Source organism: Flavobacterium sp. Arc2 (genome assembly GCF_041431385.1).
Taxonomy (GTDB): Bacteria; Bacteroidota; Bacteroidia; order Flavobacteriales; family Flavobacteriaceae; genus Flavobacterium.
In genome coordinates this window covers 17,468-37,315 of sequence record NZ_JASMRH010000024.1, presented here as the reverse complement: position 1 = coordinate 37,315, position 19,848 = coordinate 17,468, and the positions used below count along the sequence as shown (strand labels likewise).

Annotated in this window: 16 protein-coding genes; 14 read left to right on the top strand and 2 right to left on the bottom strand. The window is 33.3% G+C overall.

Annotated features, from left to right (window positions below; genetic code table 11):
- Positions 1 to 95: 95 nt before the first annotated feature.
- The 6 genes from QO182_RS15575 to lipB all read left to right on the top strand — a co-directional run bounded on the left by QO182_RS15575 (position 96) and on the right by lipB (position 5,242).
- Entirely contained in the window at positions 96 to 707 is a 612-nt protein-coding gene (locus tag QO182_RS15575; RefSeq protein WP_371562632.1) for a toxin-antitoxin system YwqK family antitoxin, read from the top strand.
- A 112-nt stretch (positions 708 to 819) separates the two neighbouring features.
- Entirely contained in the window at positions 820 to 1,362 is a 543-nt protein-coding gene (locus QO182_RS15570) for an SCO family protein (protein WP_371562663.1), read from the top strand.
- A 5-nt stretch (positions 1,363 to 1,367) separates the two neighbouring features.
- On the top strand, positions 1,368 to 2,813 hold the full coding sequence (locus QO182_RS15565; protein ID WP_371562629.1) for an aryl-sulfate sulfotransferase: 1,446 nt from the start codon (positions 1,368 to 1,370) through the stop codon (positions 2,811 to 2,813).
- 174 nt (positions 2,814 to 2,987) lie between these two features.
- The gene (locus QO182_RS15560) at positions 2,988 to 3,713 is read left to right on the top strand and encodes a hypothetical protein (protein WP_371562628.1); all 726 of its coding nucleotides are present in this window, start codon (positions 2,988 to 2,990) and stop codon (positions 3,711 to 3,713) included.
- 52 nt (positions 3,714 to 3,765) lie between these two features.
- Complete coding sequence (locus QO182_RS15555) at positions 3,766 to 4,539, top strand: hypothetical protein (protein ID WP_371562625.1); 774 nt, start codon at positions 3,766 to 3,768, stop codon at positions 4,537 to 4,539.
- Between the two features lies 1 nt (position 4,540).
- Positions 4,541 to 5,242, top strand: coding sequence for a lipoyl(octanoyl) transferase LipB (lipB, locus tag QO182_RS15550; RefSeq protein WP_371562622.1), 702 nt, complete (start codon positions 4,541 to 4,543; stop codon positions 5,240 to 5,242).
- Positions 5,243 to 5,487: 245 nt separating this feature from the next.
- Here lipB and QO182_RS15545 read toward each other — a convergent pair whose 3' ends face one another.
- Positions 5,488 to 6,147 carry a ribonuclease HII gene (locus QO182_RS15545; RefSeq protein ID WP_371539637.1) on the bottom strand — a complete coding sequence of 220 codons (660 nt, stop codon included), beginning with the start codon at positions 6,145 to 6,147 and terminating at the stop codon, positions 5,488 to 5,490.
- A gap of 439 nt (positions 6,148 to 6,586) precedes the next feature.
- Between QO182_RS15545 and QO182_RS15540 the strand changes: the two genes are divergently transcribed.
- The 7 genes from QO182_RS15540 to QO182_RS15510 all read left to right on the top strand — a co-directional run bounded on the left by QO182_RS15540 (position 6,587) and on the right by QO182_RS15510 (position 17,118).
- Positions 6,587 to 9,721, top strand: coding sequence for a SusC/RagA family TonB-linked outer membrane protein (locus tag QO182_RS15540; protein WP_371539640.1), 3,135 nt, complete (start codon positions 6,587 to 6,589; stop codon positions 9,719 to 9,721).
- Positions 9,722 to 9,732: 11 nt separating this feature from the next.
- A complete protein-coding gene (locus tag QO182_RS15535; protein ID WP_371539642.1) occupies positions 9,733 to 11,166 on the top strand; it encodes a RagB/SusD family nutrient uptake outer membrane protein in 1,434 nt (477 codons plus the stop codon).
- A 165-nt stretch (positions 11,167 to 11,331) separates the two neighbouring features.
- Positions 11,332 to 13,281 (top strand): putative porin, encoded by a 1,950-nt coding sequence (locus QO182_RS15530; RefSeq protein WP_371539645.1) that lies wholly within the window; start codon positions 11,332 to 11,334, stop codon positions 13,279 to 13,281.
- 241 nt (positions 13,282 to 13,522) lie between these two features.
- Entirely contained in the window at positions 13,523 to 14,884 is a 1,362-nt protein-coding gene (locus tag QO182_RS15525; protein ID WP_371539647.1) for a pyridoxal-phosphate dependent enzyme, read from the top strand.
- 95 nt (positions 14,885 to 14,979) lie between these two features.
- Positions 14,980 to 15,462 (top strand): 3'-5' exonuclease, encoded by a 483-nt coding sequence (locus QO182_RS15520; RefSeq protein WP_371562620.1) that lies wholly within the window; start codon positions 14,980 to 14,982, stop codon positions 15,460 to 15,462.
- 74 nt (positions 15,463 to 15,536) lie between these two features.
- Positions 15,537 to 16,805, top strand: coding sequence for a DUF2851 family protein (locus QO182_RS15515; protein ID WP_371562617.1), 1,269 nt, complete (start codon positions 15,537 to 15,539; stop codon positions 16,803 to 16,805).
- Positions 16,806 to 16,878: 73 nt separating this feature from the next.
- Entirely contained in the window at positions 16,879 to 17,118 is a 240-nt protein-coding gene (locus QO182_RS15510) for a PspC family transcriptional regulator (protein ID WP_074721373.1), read from the top strand.
- Positions 17,119 to 17,201: 83 nt separating this feature from the next.
- Here the strand turns inward: QO182_RS15510 and QO182_RS15505 are convergent, their stop codons facing one another.
- Positions 17,202 to 18,653, bottom strand: coding sequence for an amino acid permease (locus tag QO182_RS15505; protein ID WP_091084251.1), 1,452 nt, complete (start codon positions 18,651 to 18,653; stop codon positions 17,202 to 17,204).
- 304 nt (positions 18,654 to 18,957) lie between these two features.
- Between QO182_RS15505 and QO182_RS15500 the strand changes: the two genes are divergently transcribed.
- Positions 18,958 to 19,842 carry a ComEA family DNA-binding protein gene (locus tag QO182_RS15500; protein ID WP_371562615.1) on the top strand — a complete coding sequence of 295 codons (885 nt, stop codon included), beginning with the start codon at positions 18,958 to 18,960 and terminating at the stop codon, positions 19,840 to 19,842.
- Positions 19,843 to 19,848: the final 6 nt, after the last annotated feature.

Here is a 19,848-nt window from a genome sequence, read left to right as displayed (position 1 = left end):
TATCGACTTTACAATGTTCTAAGGACTTAGTTATTAGGGTTTAATGTAGTTTTTCTTGTCAATTAATGAAAATATTTTTGTTGTAAAATCATCTAATGAATTTGAAAACACCTCTTTTTAATACTGTTTTTTTTATTGCTTTTGCGGTATTGCTTTTTTTTAGTTGTAATAAAATTCAAGATGAAAAAACGGTTAGGCAAGCGCAAAAAACGCCTTATGTTTTTAAATTAGTTAACGATACTGATTTTCATTTTAAGCAGGATACTTTATATTTTAAATCCCAAAAATATTCTGGAAAGCAATATCTTTTATATTCCAATAAGGATACTGCTTTTGTGAAATTGTACTTGAAAGGTATGCTCGAAGGAGTCCAGAAACAATGGTATCCCAATGGTGTTTTGGCCGAAGAACGTTTGTATGTTTCGAATAAAAAAGAAGGACAACACAAAGGCTGGTGGGAGAATGGAAAACCAAAGTATTCCTATCAATTTTTTAATGATGAATACCAAGGAGAAGTGCAAGAATGGTATTTTTCAGGTCAATTATTCAAACGATTCCATTATGAAAAAGGCCAAGAAGAAGGGAGTGAACGTTTGTGGTTTGAAGACGGTAGTGTTCGCGCCAATTATGTGATTAAAAAAGGAAAGAAATACGGCTTGATCGGAATTAAATTATGTAAAAATCCTTATGAAAAGAGTGTTGAATAATAGATGGACAGTTTTGGTTTTAATGATTTTTGTGTTTTTGTCGTGTGATAAAAACAAAGAGGAAGACGAAGGATTACCCTTTTTTAATTCTTTCGAATTTACTCCAGAATAGATTAGTCCGGATAGTCCAGAATTTTCAAAAATTCATACTATTCCTAATTTTTCATTCACCAATCAAAACGGAGAAATAGTAAATCAAAAAACAGTGGAGGGCAAAATTTATGTTGCCAATTTTATCTTTACAAGTTGCGGCAGTATTTGTCCGAAAATGATAGATAACATGAAAATTTTACAAGATAAATTCATTGACGACTCAGAAGTTTTATTGCTATCGCATTCTGTTACTCCCGAGAAAGATAATGTTGCGGTTTTGAAAGAATATGCCAAAGAGAAAGGATGTGTTTCGGGCAAATGGCATTTACTTACAGGTGATAAGGAAGCTATTTATTCGATAGCTAAAAAACAATATTTTGCAGGAGATTCTATTGGTTATTTCGGAAAAGCAAATGATTTTCTACATACAGAAAATTTTATTTTGCTAGATGGAAAACACCGCATTCGTGGAGTTTACAATGGAACAGTGGCCGTAGAAATGGATCGGATTATAGAAGACATTATTACATTAAAAAAAGAAAAACAAGTACTTAAAGATTAAAAACCATGAACTATAAAAATGTAACCAATAAGAAAATAGTAGTTTTAATAGCTTCTGTTTTGAATTTTTTTTTGCTAATTTCTTGTAGCACTTCAAATGATAATCCTTCTGAAATCCCAGTAATTCCGGCAGTTTCAAATACTGTTGGTTTAACACGTCATGATGCTGGATCATTAGATGATGGTTATGTTTTGTTTGCCCCCATAGGCAGCAACACAACTTATTTGATAGATAAATGTGGTAAGCAAGTAAAGACATGGCCCAGCAATTACAAACCGGGGCAGTCGTGTTATTTACTGACAGATGGTAGCTTGTTGCGGCCTGGAAACAACAATAACACCACTTTTAATGCCGGTGGAAAAGGTGGTGTTATTGAAAAAATAGATTGGAACGGAAATGTGACTTGGAGTTATACCCTTTCGGATGCTTTAAAATGTCAGCACCACGATGTAAAAGCATTACCCAACGGAAACGTGCTGATTATCGCTTGGGAATCAAAAACAAATACAGAAGCAATTGCACAGGGACGAAATCCAAACTTAGTTCCCGTAACTGTGTGGAGCGAACAAATTATTGAAGTAAAACCTACGGGAAGTTCTGGAGGTAGCATTGTTTGGGAATGGCATTTATGGGATCATTTAGTTCAAGATTTTGACGTGTCTAAACCGAATTACGGAACCATTGCTACAGCATCAAAATTGATTAATCTAAATTACAATGCTAGTGCTACAAACCAAGATTGGATACATCTAAATTCAATAGACTACAACGCTGCCTTAGACCAAATTTTAGTAAGTTCGCATTCCTTTAACGAAGTTTGGATTATTGATCACAGTACCACTACTGCTCAAGCCAAAAGTCATGCTGGGGGAAACTCTGGTAATGGTGGAGATTTACTTTACCGATGGGGAAATTCCTTGGCATACAACACAGGAACTACGACACAATTATTTGGACAACATAATGCGTATTGGATTGAGGCAGGATTTCCATTTGAGAATCAAATTATGATTTTTAACAATGGAAATGGTAGAACTGGCGGTAATTATTCGACGATAGAAATTATAAAACCACCAGTGAATGGTTATAATTATACGCAAACATTGCCTTCTTTACCCGCTACAGCATCATGGAATTACAATTACGAAAATCCAAACAGTATTTATGCTCAAAATATTTCTGGAGCACAACAGTTGTCTAATGGAAACGTCCTTTTTTGCAATGGTCCAGCAGGGATTTTTACTGAAATAAATAGTAGTGGTAACATCGTTTGGCAATACATCAGTCCAGTAACTACTTCAGGAATTTTAAAACAAACTGAGGTCGCAGCTCAAAACATTGTTTTTAGAAGTACTTTTTATCCCAAAACCTACAGCGGATTCGTTGGGCATACGTTGACATCTAGGACTACAATTGAAGATATAAATTCAATATCAGGCTCTTGTAAGTAAACGATAAAAAAAAGAAAATAACTCATTGATAAAACGGACGATGGTAGTCCGATAAAGGCTAATTAGTAAATAGTTGGTTTTATAGAGAAGATGTGTTTGTAAGAATATTTTGTTAAAATATTGTTTTGAAAACTATAACTACAGTACATTTAGTGTCAATAAATCTAAAATGAAATGAAGTACGCTTTTTTTTTACTGATATTAATCTCTTTTACTAGTTGTGAGGTTACTGAAACTTTAAATATCAACCCTGATAATTCGGGAACGATTGTATATGAAAGTCATCGCAATGAAAATAGCTATATGCAAATTGTAAAAGAAGAATATTCAAAAGAAACCATTTTTCAAGACACAACTTATGTTTTTCAAGACTATATCAATAAATACAATAGTAATTTTATAAAGTATACGGCCGCAGAGCAAGAATTGTTTAATAAATTTAAAGAGGTAAAAGTTCATCTTAAAAAAAGTGCTTTTGATAAAGAATTTAGAACAACAATTTCTCAAGATTTCAAAAAAATAGAAGATATTGCGGATCTTTCAAAAACAGAAAATTACATTAGTGATATCGTTCACAATTACGCTTTAACTGCCGAGGAGCATTATTACAATATCCGTTTTACGTTGAACGGGGATAAATTTAACCGAATCGTAACCATTACTGATGAGGCGATTTATAAAACTGAAAAAGAAAAAATTGGAAATTATAAAACAAGGCTTGTTAACTTTAAGTTAGAACAGTCTTATGTCATGAAATACCATTTTCCACGAAAAATAAAAACAGTTTCAAACTCCAGCGCCATCATTGGTAATGATAAAAAGTCATTAGAATTACAGTTCAACATAATTGATTTCTTACAAAATCCTGCGAGTACGAATCTTGAAGTAACCCTAGAGTAATCAGCGTAACGAACTAGTCGTTTCAACTAGAGTTTGTATCTTTGTAAAAAAGATGAAGAAATTCTATCCATTGTTACTATTGATTTTTGTTTGTACAAGTTGTACAATTAAAGAGAAAATGGTCTTAAACGAAGATGGATCAGGTACTTTTTCTTACGGTTTTGATGTTTCGGCTTTAATGAAAATGGGAAAATCAACAGATTCTACTAAAGTCCCTAAAGTAATGGATTCTACATTTACTTTCAAGGAAATTATGGCGCCAATGAAAGACAGTATTGCCAAATTGTCGGAGGTAGAAAAAGCGCAATTCAAGTTGCTTGAAGCTTTTAGAGTAAGAATGAAAATTGACGAGATTGCAAAGGAGTTTAGCTATGATATGGAGTTTGATTTTCCTTCTGTAGATAGTTTGTCCAATATCATGTCACCTACTAAAGCGGCGTCTCTATTATCACTTTCAGATAAAAAAATAGCTGTGAAAGAAATGACCCCTTCAAAGGATAAGAATACTAGTAATGCCAATTTTAGTTATGATGGTAAATATTTTATAAAAACAGTCACTTTAACAAAGGAGCAAAAAAACAAGATAACAAAGGAAAAGTTAAAAACAAAAAAAGAAGAAGAGCCTGAAGATGAATTTTCGAAAAAGTTAGGTGATTTTTTAAAGGAATGTAAATATTCAATTGAATATCATTTTCCTAAAAAAATAAAAACAGTCTCGATGCCAGGAGTTGTTATATCAGCAGATAAAAAGAACTTTGTTAAGGAAATACCGATAGAAAATTTAGAAGACAATATAGATTTAAGCTTTAAAGTAGAATTTGAATAAAATGAATAAAAAAATACAGCTTCAAGATTTAGGGAATAAAGATTACAAAGCAACTTGGGAATACCAGGAAGAATTGTTTAAAGGAATTGTAGACCTAAAAATAAGAAATCGCAGGGAAGAATTAGAGTTAGAAACACCTAATTATTTTCTTTTTGTAGAGCATCCACATGTATATACATTAGGTAAAAGTGGTGATTTGAGTAATCTTCTTTTATCTGAAAAACAACTCGAAGACAAAGGTGCCACTTTCTACAAGATCAACCGCGGTGGGGATATTACGTATCATGGTCCGGGACAAATTGTTGGGTATCCTATTATAGACTTAGAAAATTTCTTTACTGACATTCATAAATACTTGCGTTTTCTGGAAGAATCAATTATTTTAACATTGCAAGAATATGGCTTAGAATGCGGTAGAAGTGAAGGAGAAACGGGAGTTTGGCTTGGAGTAGGTACTCCATTTGCTAGAAAAATTTGTGCTATGGGAGTTCGTGCTTCACGCTGGGTCACCATGCATGGTTTTGCTTTGAACGTCAATGCTGACTTAGGTTATTTTGACAATATCATTCCATGTGGAATTCGTGGTAAAGCGGTAACCTCATTAAATGTTGAACTCGGTGTAGAAAAAGTAAACGAGGAAGAAGTAAAGGCTAAAATCTTGAAACATTTCGCAGAATTGTTTGCTTGCGAAATTAAAAACTAGCTACGAAGGACAAAAGGATATGATAAGTCTGTGAACGTTTTATCTATGGCTTAATTACAAAGGCACCAAACATATAAAGTAGATTAGTCTTAAAAGAACTTATATGACTTAAATGGTGTAGTATGCAATCCAAATTAGTTAATCAACAACCTATAGTTTTTTTAAATTAATAATTTTTTTAAAATCTATTAACTCTCAATATTCCATTAAGTCTCCTTCTCCTTCACAGGGGAATGGAATTAGGGCTACATGTCTAGTTTCAGCTGTTCGGGTAGTAATCTAAAACTTAATCTGTGGTATTTAGTTACGCCATATTTCCGAATTGCTTCTCGATGTTCTTTTGTTGGGTACCCTTTATTTTGTTTCCAGTTGTACATAGGGAACTCCTCGTGAATCCGGTTCATATAATCATCTCGATATGTTTTAGCTAATACTGATGCGGCAGCAATACTCATAAATTTGGCATCTCCTTTTACAATACTGCTACTAGGAATGGAGGTCAAAATAGTAAGCTCTACCGGAGTGAAAATTTTTCCACTGCTGTTTTTTATGCCTTTTTTTCGAATGAAAGGGCTATTGCCATCTACAATAATATATTGAGGTTGTGGATTAAGTTTTAAAACGCATTCCTGCATTGCTTTTATGGAGGCATTTAGAATGTTAATGTCATCAATTTCTAAAGGTTCTAGATGCGTTACCGCAAAGGTAATAGCTTGTTGCTCAATTATAGGGCGTAATTTGTCTCTTGCTTTTTCAGATAGTTGCTTACTGTCATTTAGTATTATATTCTCAAAATTTGCAGGAAGAATTACGGCGGCGGCGGTAACAGGCCCTGCAAGACAACCTCTGCCGGCCTCATCAGTTCCGGATTCTAAAATGAGTTTTGAAAAATTAAGTTGGAGCATTAAGCAAAATTAGAAAATATAAATCAATTGTGTGTACAAAAAGGGTTAGTTGATTGTTATGAGTTATTTAAATTGGATTTTTCATTTTGCGTTTACGGTTTTTGAAGAGGATCATTAGATAAATAACTAAAATGCAGATTTGAAAATAGAGTAGGGGTTCTAAAATTATTCATGTCTCTTTGAATTCATTTGAAAATAAAATATATATCTACACCATCCATTTTTATATAGAATTGTATTTGATTACTTTTTTTTCTACTGATTTTACATAAACACATAGTTTCTATGCTTTTACAGCGATAGAATGTTTTAACAAAATAGGTTTATTTGCATTTTTTTGCGCGTAAACCTTATGAAATTGTTAAATTTTATGACTAATAATTTTTTTATTTAAGATATATTTAAGATTTTTGTCTTAACTAATTCAAAATATTTAAATATGAGATCAAAATTCAAATGGATTTTAATGCTTTTGACAGTGTTAAGTTTCCAATTTTCTTTTGCACAAGAAAAAACAATTTCGGGGGTAGTAACAGATAACTCAGGACCATTACCAGGTGTGAATGTAATTGTTAAAGGTACGACAAGAGGAGTCCAAACTGACTTTGATGGAAAGTATTCTCTAAAAGTAAATACTGGAGATGTACTAGTGTTTTCTTTTATTGGAATGGATGATAAATCGGTTACAGTAGGTGCTTCAAACAGAGTGAGTGTATCTTTGCAATCAAATGCTAAATCATTAGATGAGGTAGTTATCGTAGCTTATGGTAAGCAAACGGCAAAATCCATTGTAGGTTCAGTAGCAACAATTGACAGTGATGTACTATTAAAGCAACAAGCGACAAATGTTATGACAGCTTTGCAAGGTAGTGTTTCGGGTGTTAATATAATTGCTGCAGGTGGAATGCCAGGTGAAAGCCCTACAATACGTATTCGTGGTACAGGTTCTATAAATGCTTCGTCATCTCCATTAATTATATTAGATGGAGCTCCTTTCAATGGTAATTTAAATGCGATAAGCTCTGACCAAATTGAATCGATGAGTGTGTTGAAAGATGCGTCTTCAACTGCGTTGTATGGGTCTAGAGGTGCAAATGGTGTTATTCTTATCACGACAAAAAGAGGTAAGTTTAATAGTGCTCCAAAAGTTTCGTTGACTTCAACTATAGGTTTTGCTGATAATGCTGTTCCATTACATAAAATGGTTGGTTCAGATAGATACATGCGATTGAACTGGGAAGCTATGAAAAATACGAATCAGTATATCAACGGTCAAAACGCCACTACAGCTGGTTCTAATGCATCAAGTGGTTTGATACCTAGATTAGGTTATAATCCTTATACAGTTGCTACTCCAGTAGATGCTAATGGAAATTTGGTTACTACTAATAAAAAGTGGGATACAAATTGGGCAGATTTAATGCTAAATAACTCGGCTGTTAGAACAGAACATACATTGGCAATATCTGCTGGTAGTGAAGATACTAAGTATTATTTTACTACAAATTACCTTTCACAAGAAGGAAATGTAACTACTTCTAAATTTGACAGGTTAAATACTCGACTTAGTATTGATACTAAAGTCAACGATTGGTTGAAGAGTGGTGTGACAATGTTTTATTCAACGTCAGATCAAAACTTTCCATCTCAAAGTGGAACGAGTTACCAAAGTGCTATTCAGTTTATTTATAATGTGCCATCAATCTATCCAGTTTATAGAAGAGATGGAAATGGAGATTTATTGTTAGATGGGAATGGGCAAAAGTCATTTGATTACGGTGCTAATACAGGGCAATTGTTAAACGCAAACCGTCCAGTGTTTGATAATGAAAATGCATATGGTTCATTATTTAAGTATGATATAGGTTACAAAAGAGATAATTATACTGCCAATACTTATTTAGAAGCAGCAATTACAGAAGGTCTTTCATTTAAAACTACTATAGCTTTTGAAAAGTACTTATATGATTCATTCACATATGCAAGTAGTGAAGTAGGATATGCATCAAATGTACAAGGTAGAGTTACTCAAAATAGAAACATTACTAGTGGAGTAAATGTTACTAATGCATTGAATTATAAAAAGACATTCGGAGATCATACTTTCGGAGCAGATTTGATTCAAGAGGCTTACCAATTTAAGATTGATGCTTTAGGTGCTCAAGGAGAAGGATTTTTACCAGGGGTTGCCGTTTTAAATGGAAGTACAACTCCATCGTCTGTTTCAGGATATACTGCAAAAGATAGACTATCTAGTTATTTAGGTCGTTTAAGTTATGATTACAAAGAGAAATATTTCTTAGAAGGATCATTTCGTAGAGACGGGTCTTCTAGATTTAGTTCTGATGTTAGATGGGGTAGTTTCTATGCAGTTGGGGGATCTTGGTTAGTATCTGAAGAAAACTTCTTAAAGGATAGTAATTTTATTTCTGAATTAAAACTAAGAGGATCTTATGGAGAGTTAGGTAACAATCAAACTCAAGATGCTGATGGGAACCCATCATACTTTCCTTACATACAGTCTTTTGAAACTGGTTACAATGAATTAACTAATACAGGAGTTGTACTTGGAAGTGCAGTTGATAGAAATTTAACATGGGAAAAGACAGCTTCAACAGATATAGGGTTGGACTTCGGATTGTTTAATAATAGAATTACAGGTTCAGTTGATTACTACAATAAAAAGTCAATCGACTTAATTTATAATCAACCAGTTGCAGGTTCTACTGGGAATACTGGAATTCTTACTAATGTAGGAGCATTAAGAAATTATGGATGGGAATTCTCTTTGAATTCAACAAACATTCTAAACCCTACATTTACATGGACTACTAGTCTTAACTTGTCAATGGATAAAAATGAAATTGCTGAATTGACTCAGGCGAGTTTTATCAATGGTACTAAAAGATGGGAAGTTGGTAGATCATTATATGAATTTTATATTCAAGAATGGGCAGGAGTAGATTCAGCTGATGGATACGGAATGTGGTATAAAGACATCCTAGATGCAAATGGAGATAAAACGGGTCAAAAAGAAACTACTAAAGTTTATACTGAAGCTTCTAGAAATTATTCTGACAAGTCATCTTTACCTAAAGCAATAGGTGGATTAACAAATTACTTTAAATATAAAAATTTAGATTTAAATATTTTGTTCAATTTTAGTTATGGTGCATACGTTTATGACAGTACTTATGCGAGTTTAATGGAAGGATTTGAATCTCCAGGAAGAGCTGCTCATCAAGATATCGAAAATCGTTGGCAGAAGCCAGGTGATATCACAGATACACCATTGTTGTTAACTTCAAATAATGACTTCAATGCCACTTCAAGTAGATTCTTATTCAAGAATAATTATGTAAGATTGAAAGCTTTAAACTTTGGATATACTTTCCCATCGGGTATGGTTGAAAAAATGAATCTAAGTAAACTTAGGTTGTACTTGCAAGGTGATAATCTATGGACTTATCAATCTCATAAAGGTATTGATCCTGAGCAAAGTTTTGCTGGTACTACTGATAGTAGATCATACAATCAAAGAGTTATTTCTTTTGGTGTTAATTTAGAATTTTAAAAAAAAAAAATATGAAAAATATAATTATAAAAATATTCATAGCTTTTATGGCTTTGTTTATGACTGTAAGTTGTAGTGAAGAGTTTCTAGATGAACCTGCACCTACAGATACTGTTTCACCAGAGGTTGTATACGGATCTAGAGAAGGTGTTGAGGCATTTATATCTGGTATAATGAGGAGATTTAGAGGGCAGTATGATTCTACGGATTCCGCAGGTTTAAATTCAATGTTCTATGCTAGAAGTTTAAAAGGTAATGATATAATTCAATCTAGTACTTGGTTTAGAGATGATTATGCAAATCAAAACCGTGAGCCTACTTATAGAAGAACACGTTTCACATGGAATTACTGCTTTTATATGATTAATCAAGCTAATTCTTTAATTGCAGGGGTAGAAGCTAGTGGTCTAAGTGTTGCAGATAAAAAAGAATTATCAGCTTATGGATATGCTTTAAGAGGGTTCTTTTATCATCAATTAGTTTTGGAATTTTGTCCTACTTATTCATTAGATAAAACTTTTCCAGCTCCACCAATTTATACAGAGTCGGCTTCGTCAGGTAAAGCAATGTCTACAGTTGATGAAGTTTACAAATTAATTGTTTCTGATTTAACAAAAGCGGTTGATGGTTTAACAGCAGACCGTTTAGGAAAGTCATATATCAATAAAAATGTAGCACAAGGAATACTAGCGCAAGTTTATCAAGTAATGGGTAATTGGCAGGGTGCTGCCGACGCGGCAAATGCTGCGTATGGAGGTAATGTTGCTGCAGTTTTAAACGCAGCAAATTACAGAGCAGGTTTTGATGATATTTCTAATGTAGAATGGATTTGGGGTAGTGCACAAAGTACTGATCAATCTAATTATTATTGGAATGCTCCTGCATCTATGGCTGATCATTTTACTACTTCGTACTCGGCTACATACATTAACAGAGATTTTGTTAGTTTATTTTCTGCGACTGATGTCAGAGCATATTTTGTTAAGAAAAGTGCTCTTATTACAGATCTTAATGATTATAGATATTGGATTACTCGTAAATTTACTTTTACATTTGCAGGTGATAATGCCATTATGAGAACTCCTGAAATGATCTTAATTGAAGCTGAAGCAAAAGCAAGAATAGCAGGAAAAGAAACTGAGGCACATAACTTACTTTATTTATTGCAAAAAAATAGAGATGTTAATGCTGTTAAATCTACTAATACAGGAAGTGCTTTAATCGATGAAATTTTAGTTGAAAGAAGAAAAGAACTTTATGCTGAAGTGGGAGTTGAATGGTTTGATGCTAAGCGACTACAAAGAGCAATTACAAGAACAGGTAACCATCGAGTAGGAACATCTGCAAATTTGACGAAGAATGATAAGAAGTTTTATCTTAAAATTCCTCAAGCAGAAATAGATGCTAATGAATTAATTGATGATTCTGTTAATGATAATAGATAATCAATAATATATTTATTTTGAACCCCCTCATTTTTTTTAAATTTGAGGGGGTTTTTTATTTTATTCATTATTGTGTCATGCACTATATTTTTTTATCCTTTTTATGATTTACCTTTGTCACACTTGTTCATAATTCAAAAACAGTATAATTATACCTTTATTTAAATGAGAATTCTTCTTTATATCTATATTATATTTCTTTCAGGATCTGTTTATTCGCAAGCAAGACCAGAACTTAAGGCTGATTCAAAAACGAGTAGTAGGGAGGGACTAGACTCTATCAAAGAAAACAAAACTGAAAAAGTGGCTACAATGGATATGTACCGTTTTATTTCTATAGAGCGCGATACTACTTATATTGATACTTCGCTCACCATTCAGAGAGAGTATAGTTTTAATTATTTGAGAAAAGATATTTTTGGACTCTTGCCTTTCGCTAATGAGGGACAAACTTATAATACGTTACAGTATAGTCTAACAGAGTTTTCTCCTTATCCAGAGTTTGGCTTCAAGGCAAAACATTTTAATTTCTTAGAAGCAAACCAGATTAGATATAGTTCAGTTGCAACTCCTGTTACTGAATTGTATTTTAAATCAGTAATGCAAAAAGGCCAGTCTTTAGATGCTTTTTTTACCGTTAATACTTCGCCAAGGCTTAATTTCTCAATAGCGTACAAAGGCTTACGATCTCAGGGAAATTATATCAATCAGTTGTCAAGTACAGGAAACTTTAGATTTACAACAAGCTATAATACCTTAAATAAGAGATATTTTGCCAACGCACATTTTACCTATCAGGATATCTTAAATGAGGAGAATGGTGGGATAACAACAGTTTCTGATTTTGAAAGCGAAAATACAGACTATGATAATCGAGAACGACTTGAGGTATACCTAACAGATGCTGAATCCTTTTTAAAAGGGAAACGAATATTCGTAGATCACTTTCTTAGAATAAATCCTAAAAAAGGAGATAACAATTTATATGTAAGCCATCAATTTAATTATGAGAATAAATTTTTTGAGTACAATCAACCCACGATAGCTTCGACAGTAGGCTCTGAAACGATTTACAGATTTGGAGATTCTTATGTAACTAGCGGGATTAATGACCAGACACATTATAACAAAATGTATAATAAATTGGGCTTAATCTATGAAAATACAACATTGGGTAAGTTCCAGTTTTTTGCTGATGATTTCAGAAGTAATTATTACTACAGTCAAATATTAATAAGGGATGATAAAACAATTCCAGCGTCGTTAAGTAGAAATATAAATAGTGCGGGAGGTCAATACGAGTACCAAAAAAAGAATTGGAATGGGAAATTCTTGTATTCAAGATCAGTAACGAATCAATCCTTATCTAATTTAGAGGCTAAATTAAATTATGAGTTAAATGACGATTACCAATTTTCTTTTGGATATCAAAACTTGAATAAGTTACCAAATGATAATTACAATTTATACCAAAGTAGCTATGTGAGTTACAACTGGTCTAATAATTTTAAGAATGAAAAAATAAACTCGATCACGGCTAATGCAACGACTCCTTGGGTAGAAGCATCAGTACAGTTTATGACCTTAGATGATCATCTTTATTTTGAAGACACTGCCACAGATGAAAGTCAGCAAATTGTTAGTCCAAATCAATATGGGAATACTATAAATTATGTTTCTATTAAAGCAAGTAAAGAAATAAAATTTGGTCGATTTGCGCTTGATAATACCCTTTTATATCAAAAAGTGAGTCAGCAGGATGCAATCCTAAATGTTCCTGAAATTGTGACCAGAAATACTATTTATTACACTAATCACTTGTTCAAAAAAGCCTTGTTTTTACAAACAGGGGTTACTTTGAATTATTTTACAAATTATTTTGCCAATGATTATAATCCAGTAATTGGCGAGTTCTTTATTCAAAATAAAAAAGAAATTGGAAATTATCCAACCCTAGACTTTTTTGTCAATGCTCGAATTCAAAGAACCAGGATTTATGTAAAAGCAGAGCATTTTAACTCTTCTCTTACAGGAAATAATTTCTACTCCGCTCCTAATAATCCGTATCGAGATTTCATGATTCGTTTTGGGCTAATTTGGAATTTCTTTAATTAATCATTTTGATTTTCTCTTAGTTTTATAGCATTTCTTATTCTTCGGAATACATTGCTTTCATTGGCTAGACCATAATTGAGTAAAGTATCTTGCGTAAATTAAATTCACTGAAATTGTATTTGAATAAAAGTTCAGGAAGTAATGACGAACGCAATTTTGCAGAAGCAGGAATGTTTTCTAACAAAATACTATCTTTGCAAAAGTATTTATAACAAATTACAATCTTAAAAATTACAATTAAATGCAATACGCAGAAAATATACTAGGTACAATAGGTGATACACCATTAGTGAAGTTAAATAAAGTCACTGAAGGAATAGATGCATTAGTGCTTGCTAAAGTAGAAACTTTTAATCCCGGTAATTCTGTAAAAGACAGAATGGCGGTAAAAATGATTCAAGATGCTGAGGCTGACGGTAGACTAAAACCAGGAGGAACTATTATTGAAGGAACTTCAGGAAATACAGGAATGGGATTGGCTTTGGTAGCTATTATAAAAGGATATAAATTAATTTGTGTTATCTCTGATAAACAATCCAAAGAGAAAATGGATATCCTTCGTGCTGTTGGAGCAAAAGTAGTAGTATGTCCTACTGATGTTGAGCCTACAGATCCCCGTTCTTATTACTCTGTTTCTAAAAGGTTAGCAGCTGAAACTCCAAATTCTTGGTATGTAAATCAATACGACAATCCATCGAATGCGTTGGCACATTACGAGCAAACGGGACCTGAAATTTGGGAGCAAACAGAAGGTAAGATTACTCATTTTGTATCTGGTGTTGGTACGGGAGGAACAATTTCTGGTGTTGGAAAATACCTTAAAGAGAAAAATCCAAATATCAAGATTTGGGGAATTGATACTTACGGTTCTGTATTTAAAAAATACCATGAAACAGGGATTTTTGATGAAAACGAGATTTATTCTTATATAACAGAAGGAATTGGAGAAGATATTTTACCATTGAATGTAGATTTTTCTTTAATTGATGGATTTACTAAAGTAACGGATAAAGATGCTGCAGTATACACGCGAAAAATTGCTCTTGAAGAAGGGATTTTTGTTGGTAATTCTGCGGGAGCGGCGATAAAAGGATTATTACAACTAAAGGAGCATTTCAAACCAGAAGATGTTGTTGTTGTTTTATTTCATGATTCAGGAAGCCGTTACGTAGGGAAGATGTTTAATGACGATTGGATGCGCGAGCGTGGATTTCTTGAAGAGGAAATTACAAAAGCAGAAGATGTAATCAAAGACCATATAGACAAGCCTTTAATTCTGGCCCGTACTGAAGAATTAGTTTCGCATGCTATCGAAAGAATGCGTAAATATAAAATTTCGCAAATACCAGTAATGGATATTACTGGGTTTGTAGGTTCTCTGGATGAGTCTGACTTATTCCAAAGTTACGTGCAAGATAAAAATTCAGCCGAAAGACCAATTCGTGAGATCATGGGGAATCCTTACCCTATAGTGCAGCTGGGAACGACAATTGAAGAAGTTTCTAAATTGTTTACTAGAGAAAATGCAGCAGTATTGATCGACTTAGGAAATGGAAGACACCACATTATTACAAAATATGATATTATAGGTTCTATTAAGTAATTTTTAGTTCAGATAATTACAGTGTATTAGACCACGGAATTGACGAATTAAGTTCGTTAAATCCGTGGTTTTTCAGCAACAATAAATAAAACAAAATGACCTTCACAGCAATAGATTTTGAAACAGCAACTGCATTTCACCCGTGTTCAGTGGGTATAGTGACTGTAGAAAATGGAGTAATAGTAGACGAGTTTGTTAGTTTGATTAAACCGCCAAACAATCTGTACTCTCCTTTTACAATTCAAGTACATGGAATTTATCCAAGGGATACTGTGAATGCAAAGTCATTTGCGCAAGTATTTCCTGAAATCCAAAAACGACTACAGAATAGAGTCGTTGTCGCACACAATGAAAGCTTTGACAGGAATGTACTGGCCAAGTCTATGGCGCTTCATGGCTTAAGTTATGAGGATTTGAATTTATCGGCTCGCTGGGAATGCACTGTGAAAATATACAAAGCCAAAGGTTTGAAGCCAACAAAACTTAGTGATTGCTGTAGAACAATGAATATTCAATTGAATCACCATGAAGCTTTATCAGATGCTCGGGCTTGTGCCAAATTGTATTTATTAAAATAGTTATCAAAAATTAATTGGAAGTACAAGTTGTTCGTTTTTTCATTACTTTAGTCTCTTAACTACAAGGTCTTACGATGAAAGAAGATTTTCTCCATTACCTCTGGAAATTCAAGAAGTTTGATATGATTAATTTGAAAACTTCAAATAATGAGGCAATTACTATTGCCAGTGTGGGTCAGTATCTGGAATTAGCAGGTCCTGATTTTTTCAATGCTCAAATTACAATAGGTGATCAAATGTGGGCTGGAAATGTCGAGATTCACTTAAAGTCTTCCGACTGGTATGTGCATCATCATGAAAGAGATGCGGCATACGAAAACGTAATTCTACATGTAGTTTGGGAACACGATACAGAAATCTACAGAAAGAATAATACAGAAATTCCTGTTTTGGAGCTTAAGAAATACGTTGACCGGGATACCATAGCTAACTATCAGTCACTGATGTCTCCAAAGGCTTGGATTTTCTGCGAAAAGCAGTTAGCAAGTATACCTTCCTTTGTTCTAAAAAACTGGCAGGAGCGCTTGTTTTTTGAACGATTAGAAAGAAAGTCCAAACCTATTTTTGAGCTGCTGCAACAAACCAATAATGATTGGGAAGCAGTATTGTTTTGTTTGTTGGCTAAAAACTTCGGACTGAATACGAACGGGGAAATCTTTCTAAAAGTAGCGACTTCTATTCCGTTTTCAATTATAAGAAAAGAAAGTTTTGAGGTCGAGAATCTAGAAAGTTTACTCTTTGGTAATGCAGGACTATTAGACGTTGAAAAGGAGGATAATTATTTTAAAGATTTAAAATTTAGGTATTATTATTTATTACATAAATACCAAATTGAAAAATGTAGTTCTAATCCAGTTCAGTTTTTTAAGCATCGCCCCGATAATTTCCCCACAATACGACTCTCGCAATTAGCAAATTTGTATCATAGTAACCAAAATCTATTTTCACAAATAAACGAGATTACTTCTGCTAAGGCTATCTACGATCTTTTTCAGGTTTCAGTTTCTTCTTATTGGCAGGACCATTATCAATTTGATAAGGAAAGCCCAAAGAAGAAGAAAATGCTATCGAAGTCATTTATAGATTTGATTATAATAAATACCTTGATGCCAATTCAATTTGCCTATGCTAAAAGTAGGGGAGAGGAGATTGCAGAGGATTTGATTCAATTACTAAATGAAGTCGCGCCAGAGAAGAATGCTATTGTAGATAAATTTAGGTCCTTTGGAGTGAAGTCAGTAAGCGCTTTTGAGACGCAAGCAATGTTACAGCTAAAGAACGAGTACTGTTCTAAGAGCAAATGTTTAGAATGTGCTATCGGTATGGAGTTGATGAAAGCGTAATGATTTTTCTCTTCTTTTATTTCGAGAAAAAATAATAGTGTACTTTTGTAAAATAGAATATAAAACTAATGCAATGGGACAAAGTGTACCTAGAATAATAAAGCTTAAGTATTTTTTTGAAAAGTATGGCTTCCACGTATCATCGCGGCTGGCAGATAGTTTAGGAATGAGGGTAACAAGCGTAAGGCTGTTCTTTATTTATATATCGTTTGTAACTGTAGGATTATGGTTTGGAGTTTATTTGACGTTAGCCTTTTGGATTAGGCTAAAGGATTTGATTCGTGCGAAGAGAACTTCTGTATTTGACTTGTAAAAAAACTTGAAATAGTTATAAATAAAAAGGGATGATAAAGTGTTTAAATACTTTATCATCCCTTTTTTTATATTAGAATAAATCTATTTGTCTGGATTATTTAATTTACTGTGTTTTTTACCGTAAACAAAATACAGAGCGACACCAATTGCCATCCAAAGAACTAATCGAATCCAACTTTCATAAGGTAGAGAGTACATTAAGTAAGTACAAACTAAAACTCCTGCAATAGGTACGTAAGGAACGAATGGAGTTTTGAAAGACCTAGGAGCATCTGGCATCTTTTTACGCATTACTAACACACCAATACATACTAATACAAAAGCAAGTAAAGTTCCAATACTTACCATGTGTCCTAGATCGCTTACCGGTACGAAACCAGCAAATAAACTAACGAATACCATGAAGAAAAGGTTCGTTTTATAAGGAGTACGGAATTTTGAGTGGATTTGTCCAAATAAAGGAGGTAAAAGTCCATCTTTACTCATAGTGTAGAAAACACGACTTTGTCCCATTAACATCACAAGCATTACAGAAGTATACCCCGCTAAAATAGCGACAATTAATCCTGTTTGAAGGAAAGAATATCCAGTTACTGCAAATGCTGTCGCAGCAGGTTTTGCATCACCAACAAATTTGTAATAAGGTACTAGACCAGTCATAACGTGTGCAAACAACACATATAATATCGTACAGATAACTAATGAGCCTAAAATACCAATTGGCATCCCTTTTTGAGGGTTTTTAGCTTCTTGTGCGGCAGTTGAAACGGCGTCAAAACCAATGAAGGCAAAGAAGACTGTTCCGGCTCCAGCTGCAATTCCAGACCAACCAAATTGACCTTTAATACCAGTATTTTCAGGAATATATGGGGAGTAATTTGCAGGGTCTATATAGTCCCAGCCTAAAACAATAAACATAATTACAACAATAACTTTAAGTACAACTAATATATTATTTATGGAAGCAGACTCTTGAGTTCCTCTTATTAATAATAATGATAGTGCAGATACTATTAAGATAGCTGGTAGATTGATGTAGCCGCCATCTATAATGGTACCGTCACCTAATGTTAAGGTTTCCCAGGGCGAACATATAAATTTTGGGTTTAGATGGACACCGTATTTATTCAATAATTCTAGTAAGTATCTCGACCAGCTGACCCCAACGGTTGCGGCTCCCAAAGCATATTCAAGAACTAAATCCCAACCAATAATCCAAGCCATAAATTCCCCCATAGTGGCATAGGAATACGTATAAGCGCTACCTGCAACGGGTATCATCGAAGCAAATTCAGCATAGCATAATCCTGCAAAGGCACATCCTATGGCTGCTAAAACAAATGAAAGTGTAACTGCCGGTCCAGCATGTTCGGCAGCAGCAATTCCAGTTAAGGAAAATAAGCCCGCTCCGATAATTGCACCAACTCCTAGAGCAACCAGAGATCGTGAAGATAAAGTTCTTTTTAATCCTTTTTCATCTTCTGATGCTTCATTTAATAAAACCGAAAGTGGTTTTGTTTTCCAAATTGACATATATTTATTAGTTTTAGTATTAATAGCGCTCAAATGTATTATTTATTTTATAAAAAATAAAAGTTATTGTGTAAATTAATAGGGAAAAAAAATTGTAGCAATACTTTTATTTATATTGGTTTTTTAAGCTAATTGATTAATGAATTATTTGGACAGTAATTAAGTGCTGATATTTAGATTATTATTATTTTTGTGAAGTATATTTCGAAAAATATTTTCTAAATTTAGATTTTAAAACAGGGTGTAGTTAATTTTTAAAAGCGATGAAAATAATCAAAATTCCTTTACATTTATTTTGTTTAAAATGTGTTTGAGAGGCGTAAGGAGTTATTTTGCGTTTTCCGCAGAACAGCGTACTGGTATTGTGATATTGTTTGCAATAATAATCGTCTTGCAGTCAGTTTATTTTTTTGTTGATTTTAATGAAACTCAATCAGTTTCTCCAAATAAACAAAAGTGGCTAGCGATGCAATCTGAAATAGATGCCTTAAAAGACTCAAATCTAAAATATAGTGCTAAGATATATCCGTTTAATCCTAATTTTATAAGCGATTATAAAGGATATAAACTTGGGATGTCTGTTTCTGAGATTGATCGTCTATTAGCATATAGAAAAGAAAATAAATATGTGAACTCTGCTAAAGAATTTCAAGCAGTTACAAAGGTCTCTGATTCTTTGTTAAACGTCATAGCACCTTATTTTAAATTTCCGGATTGGGTAAAAAGCAAGTTAGGAAATAAGGGCTATGTTAAATATGAAAACAAACCTTTCGCTAAAAAAGAAATACTATCTTTATTAGATATTAACGGAGCAACGCAAGAAGACCTAGTCAAAGTATATGGAATAGGAGAAGTGATTTCATTGCGAATTATAAAGCTAAGAGAAAGTCTTGGAGGATTTGTATCTATGGAACAAATGCATGACGTGTGGGGACTGTCTCCTGAAGTGATCGCGAATCTCAATTCCCATTTTAAAGTATATGCGTTGCCTGTGGTGCATAAAATTGACATAAACAACGCCTCTTTAAAAGAAATTTCGCAATTCTCCTACTTTAGATACGCTCTTGCAAAAGAAATTGTGACCTATAGGAGTATGAACGGAGATATTAAGAATGTTGAGGATTTAATAAAAATTAAGGGCTTTCCTGTTGAAAAAGCCAACATAATTGCCTTATATTTGGACTTTTAAAATAAA

What these genes read in the sequence shown, in the direction of transcription:
- QO182_RS15525 (WP_371539647.1), top strand. Translation starts at nt 13,523, where the DNA reads ATGCAATACGCAGAAAATATACTAGGTACAATAGGTGATACACCATTA.
- QO182_RS15515 (WP_371562617.1), top strand. Translation starts at nt 15,537, where the DNA reads ATGAAAGAAGATTTTCTCCATTACCTCTGGAAATTCAAGAAGTTTGAT.
- QO182_RS15565 (WP_371562629.1), top strand. Translation starts at nt 1,368, where the DNA reads ATGAACTATAAAAATGTAACCAATAAGAAAATAGTAGTTTTAATAGCT.
- QO182_RS15520 (WP_371562620.1), top strand. Translation starts at nt 14,980, where the DNA reads ATGACCTTCACAGCAATAGATTTTGAAACAGCAACTGCATTTCACCCG.
- QO182_RS15560 (WP_371562628.1), top strand. Translation starts at nt 2,988, where the DNA reads ATGAAGTACGCTTTTTTTTTACTGATATTAATCTCTTTTACTAGTTGT.
- QO182_RS15575 (WP_371562632.1), top strand. Translation starts at nt 96, where the DNA reads ATGAATTTGAAAACACCTCTTTTTAATACTGTTTTTTTTATTGCTTTT.
- QO182_RS15510 (WP_074721373.1), top strand. Translation starts at nt 16,879, where the DNA reads ATGGGACAAAGTGTACCTAGAATAATAAAGCTTAAGTATTTTTTTGAA.
- QO182_RS15535 (WP_371539642.1), top strand. Translation starts at nt 9,733, where the DNA reads ATGAAAAATATAATTATAAAAATATTCATAGCTTTTATGGCTTTGTTT.
- QO182_RS15555 (WP_371562625.1), top strand. Translation starts at nt 3,766, where the DNA reads ATGAAGAAATTCTATCCATTGTTACTATTGATTTTTGTTTGTACAAGT.
- QO182_RS15500 (WP_371562615.1), top strand. Translation starts at nt 18,958, where the DNA reads ATGTGTTTGAGAGGCGTAAGGAGTTATTTTGCGTTTTCCGCAGAACAG.
- QO182_RS15545 (WP_371539637.1), bottom strand. Translation starts at nt 6,147, where the DNA reads ATGCTCCAACTTAATTTTTCAAAACTCATTTTAGAATCCGGAACTGAT.
- QO182_RS15540 (WP_371539640.1), top strand. Translation starts at nt 6,587, where the DNA reads ATGAGATCAAAATTCAAATGGATTTTAATGCTTTTGACAGTGTTAAGT.
- QO182_RS15530 (WP_371539645.1), top strand. Translation starts at nt 11,332, where the DNA reads ATGAGAATTCTTCTTTATATCTATATTATATTTCTTTCAGGATCTGTT.
- lipB (WP_371562622.1), top strand. Translation starts at nt 4,541, where the DNA reads ATGAATAAAAAAATACAGCTTCAAGATTTAGGGAATAAAGATTACAAA.
- QO182_RS15505 (WP_091084251.1), bottom strand. Translation starts at nt 18,653, where the DNA reads ATGTCAATTTGGAAAACAAAACCACTTTCGGTTTTATTAAATGAAGCA.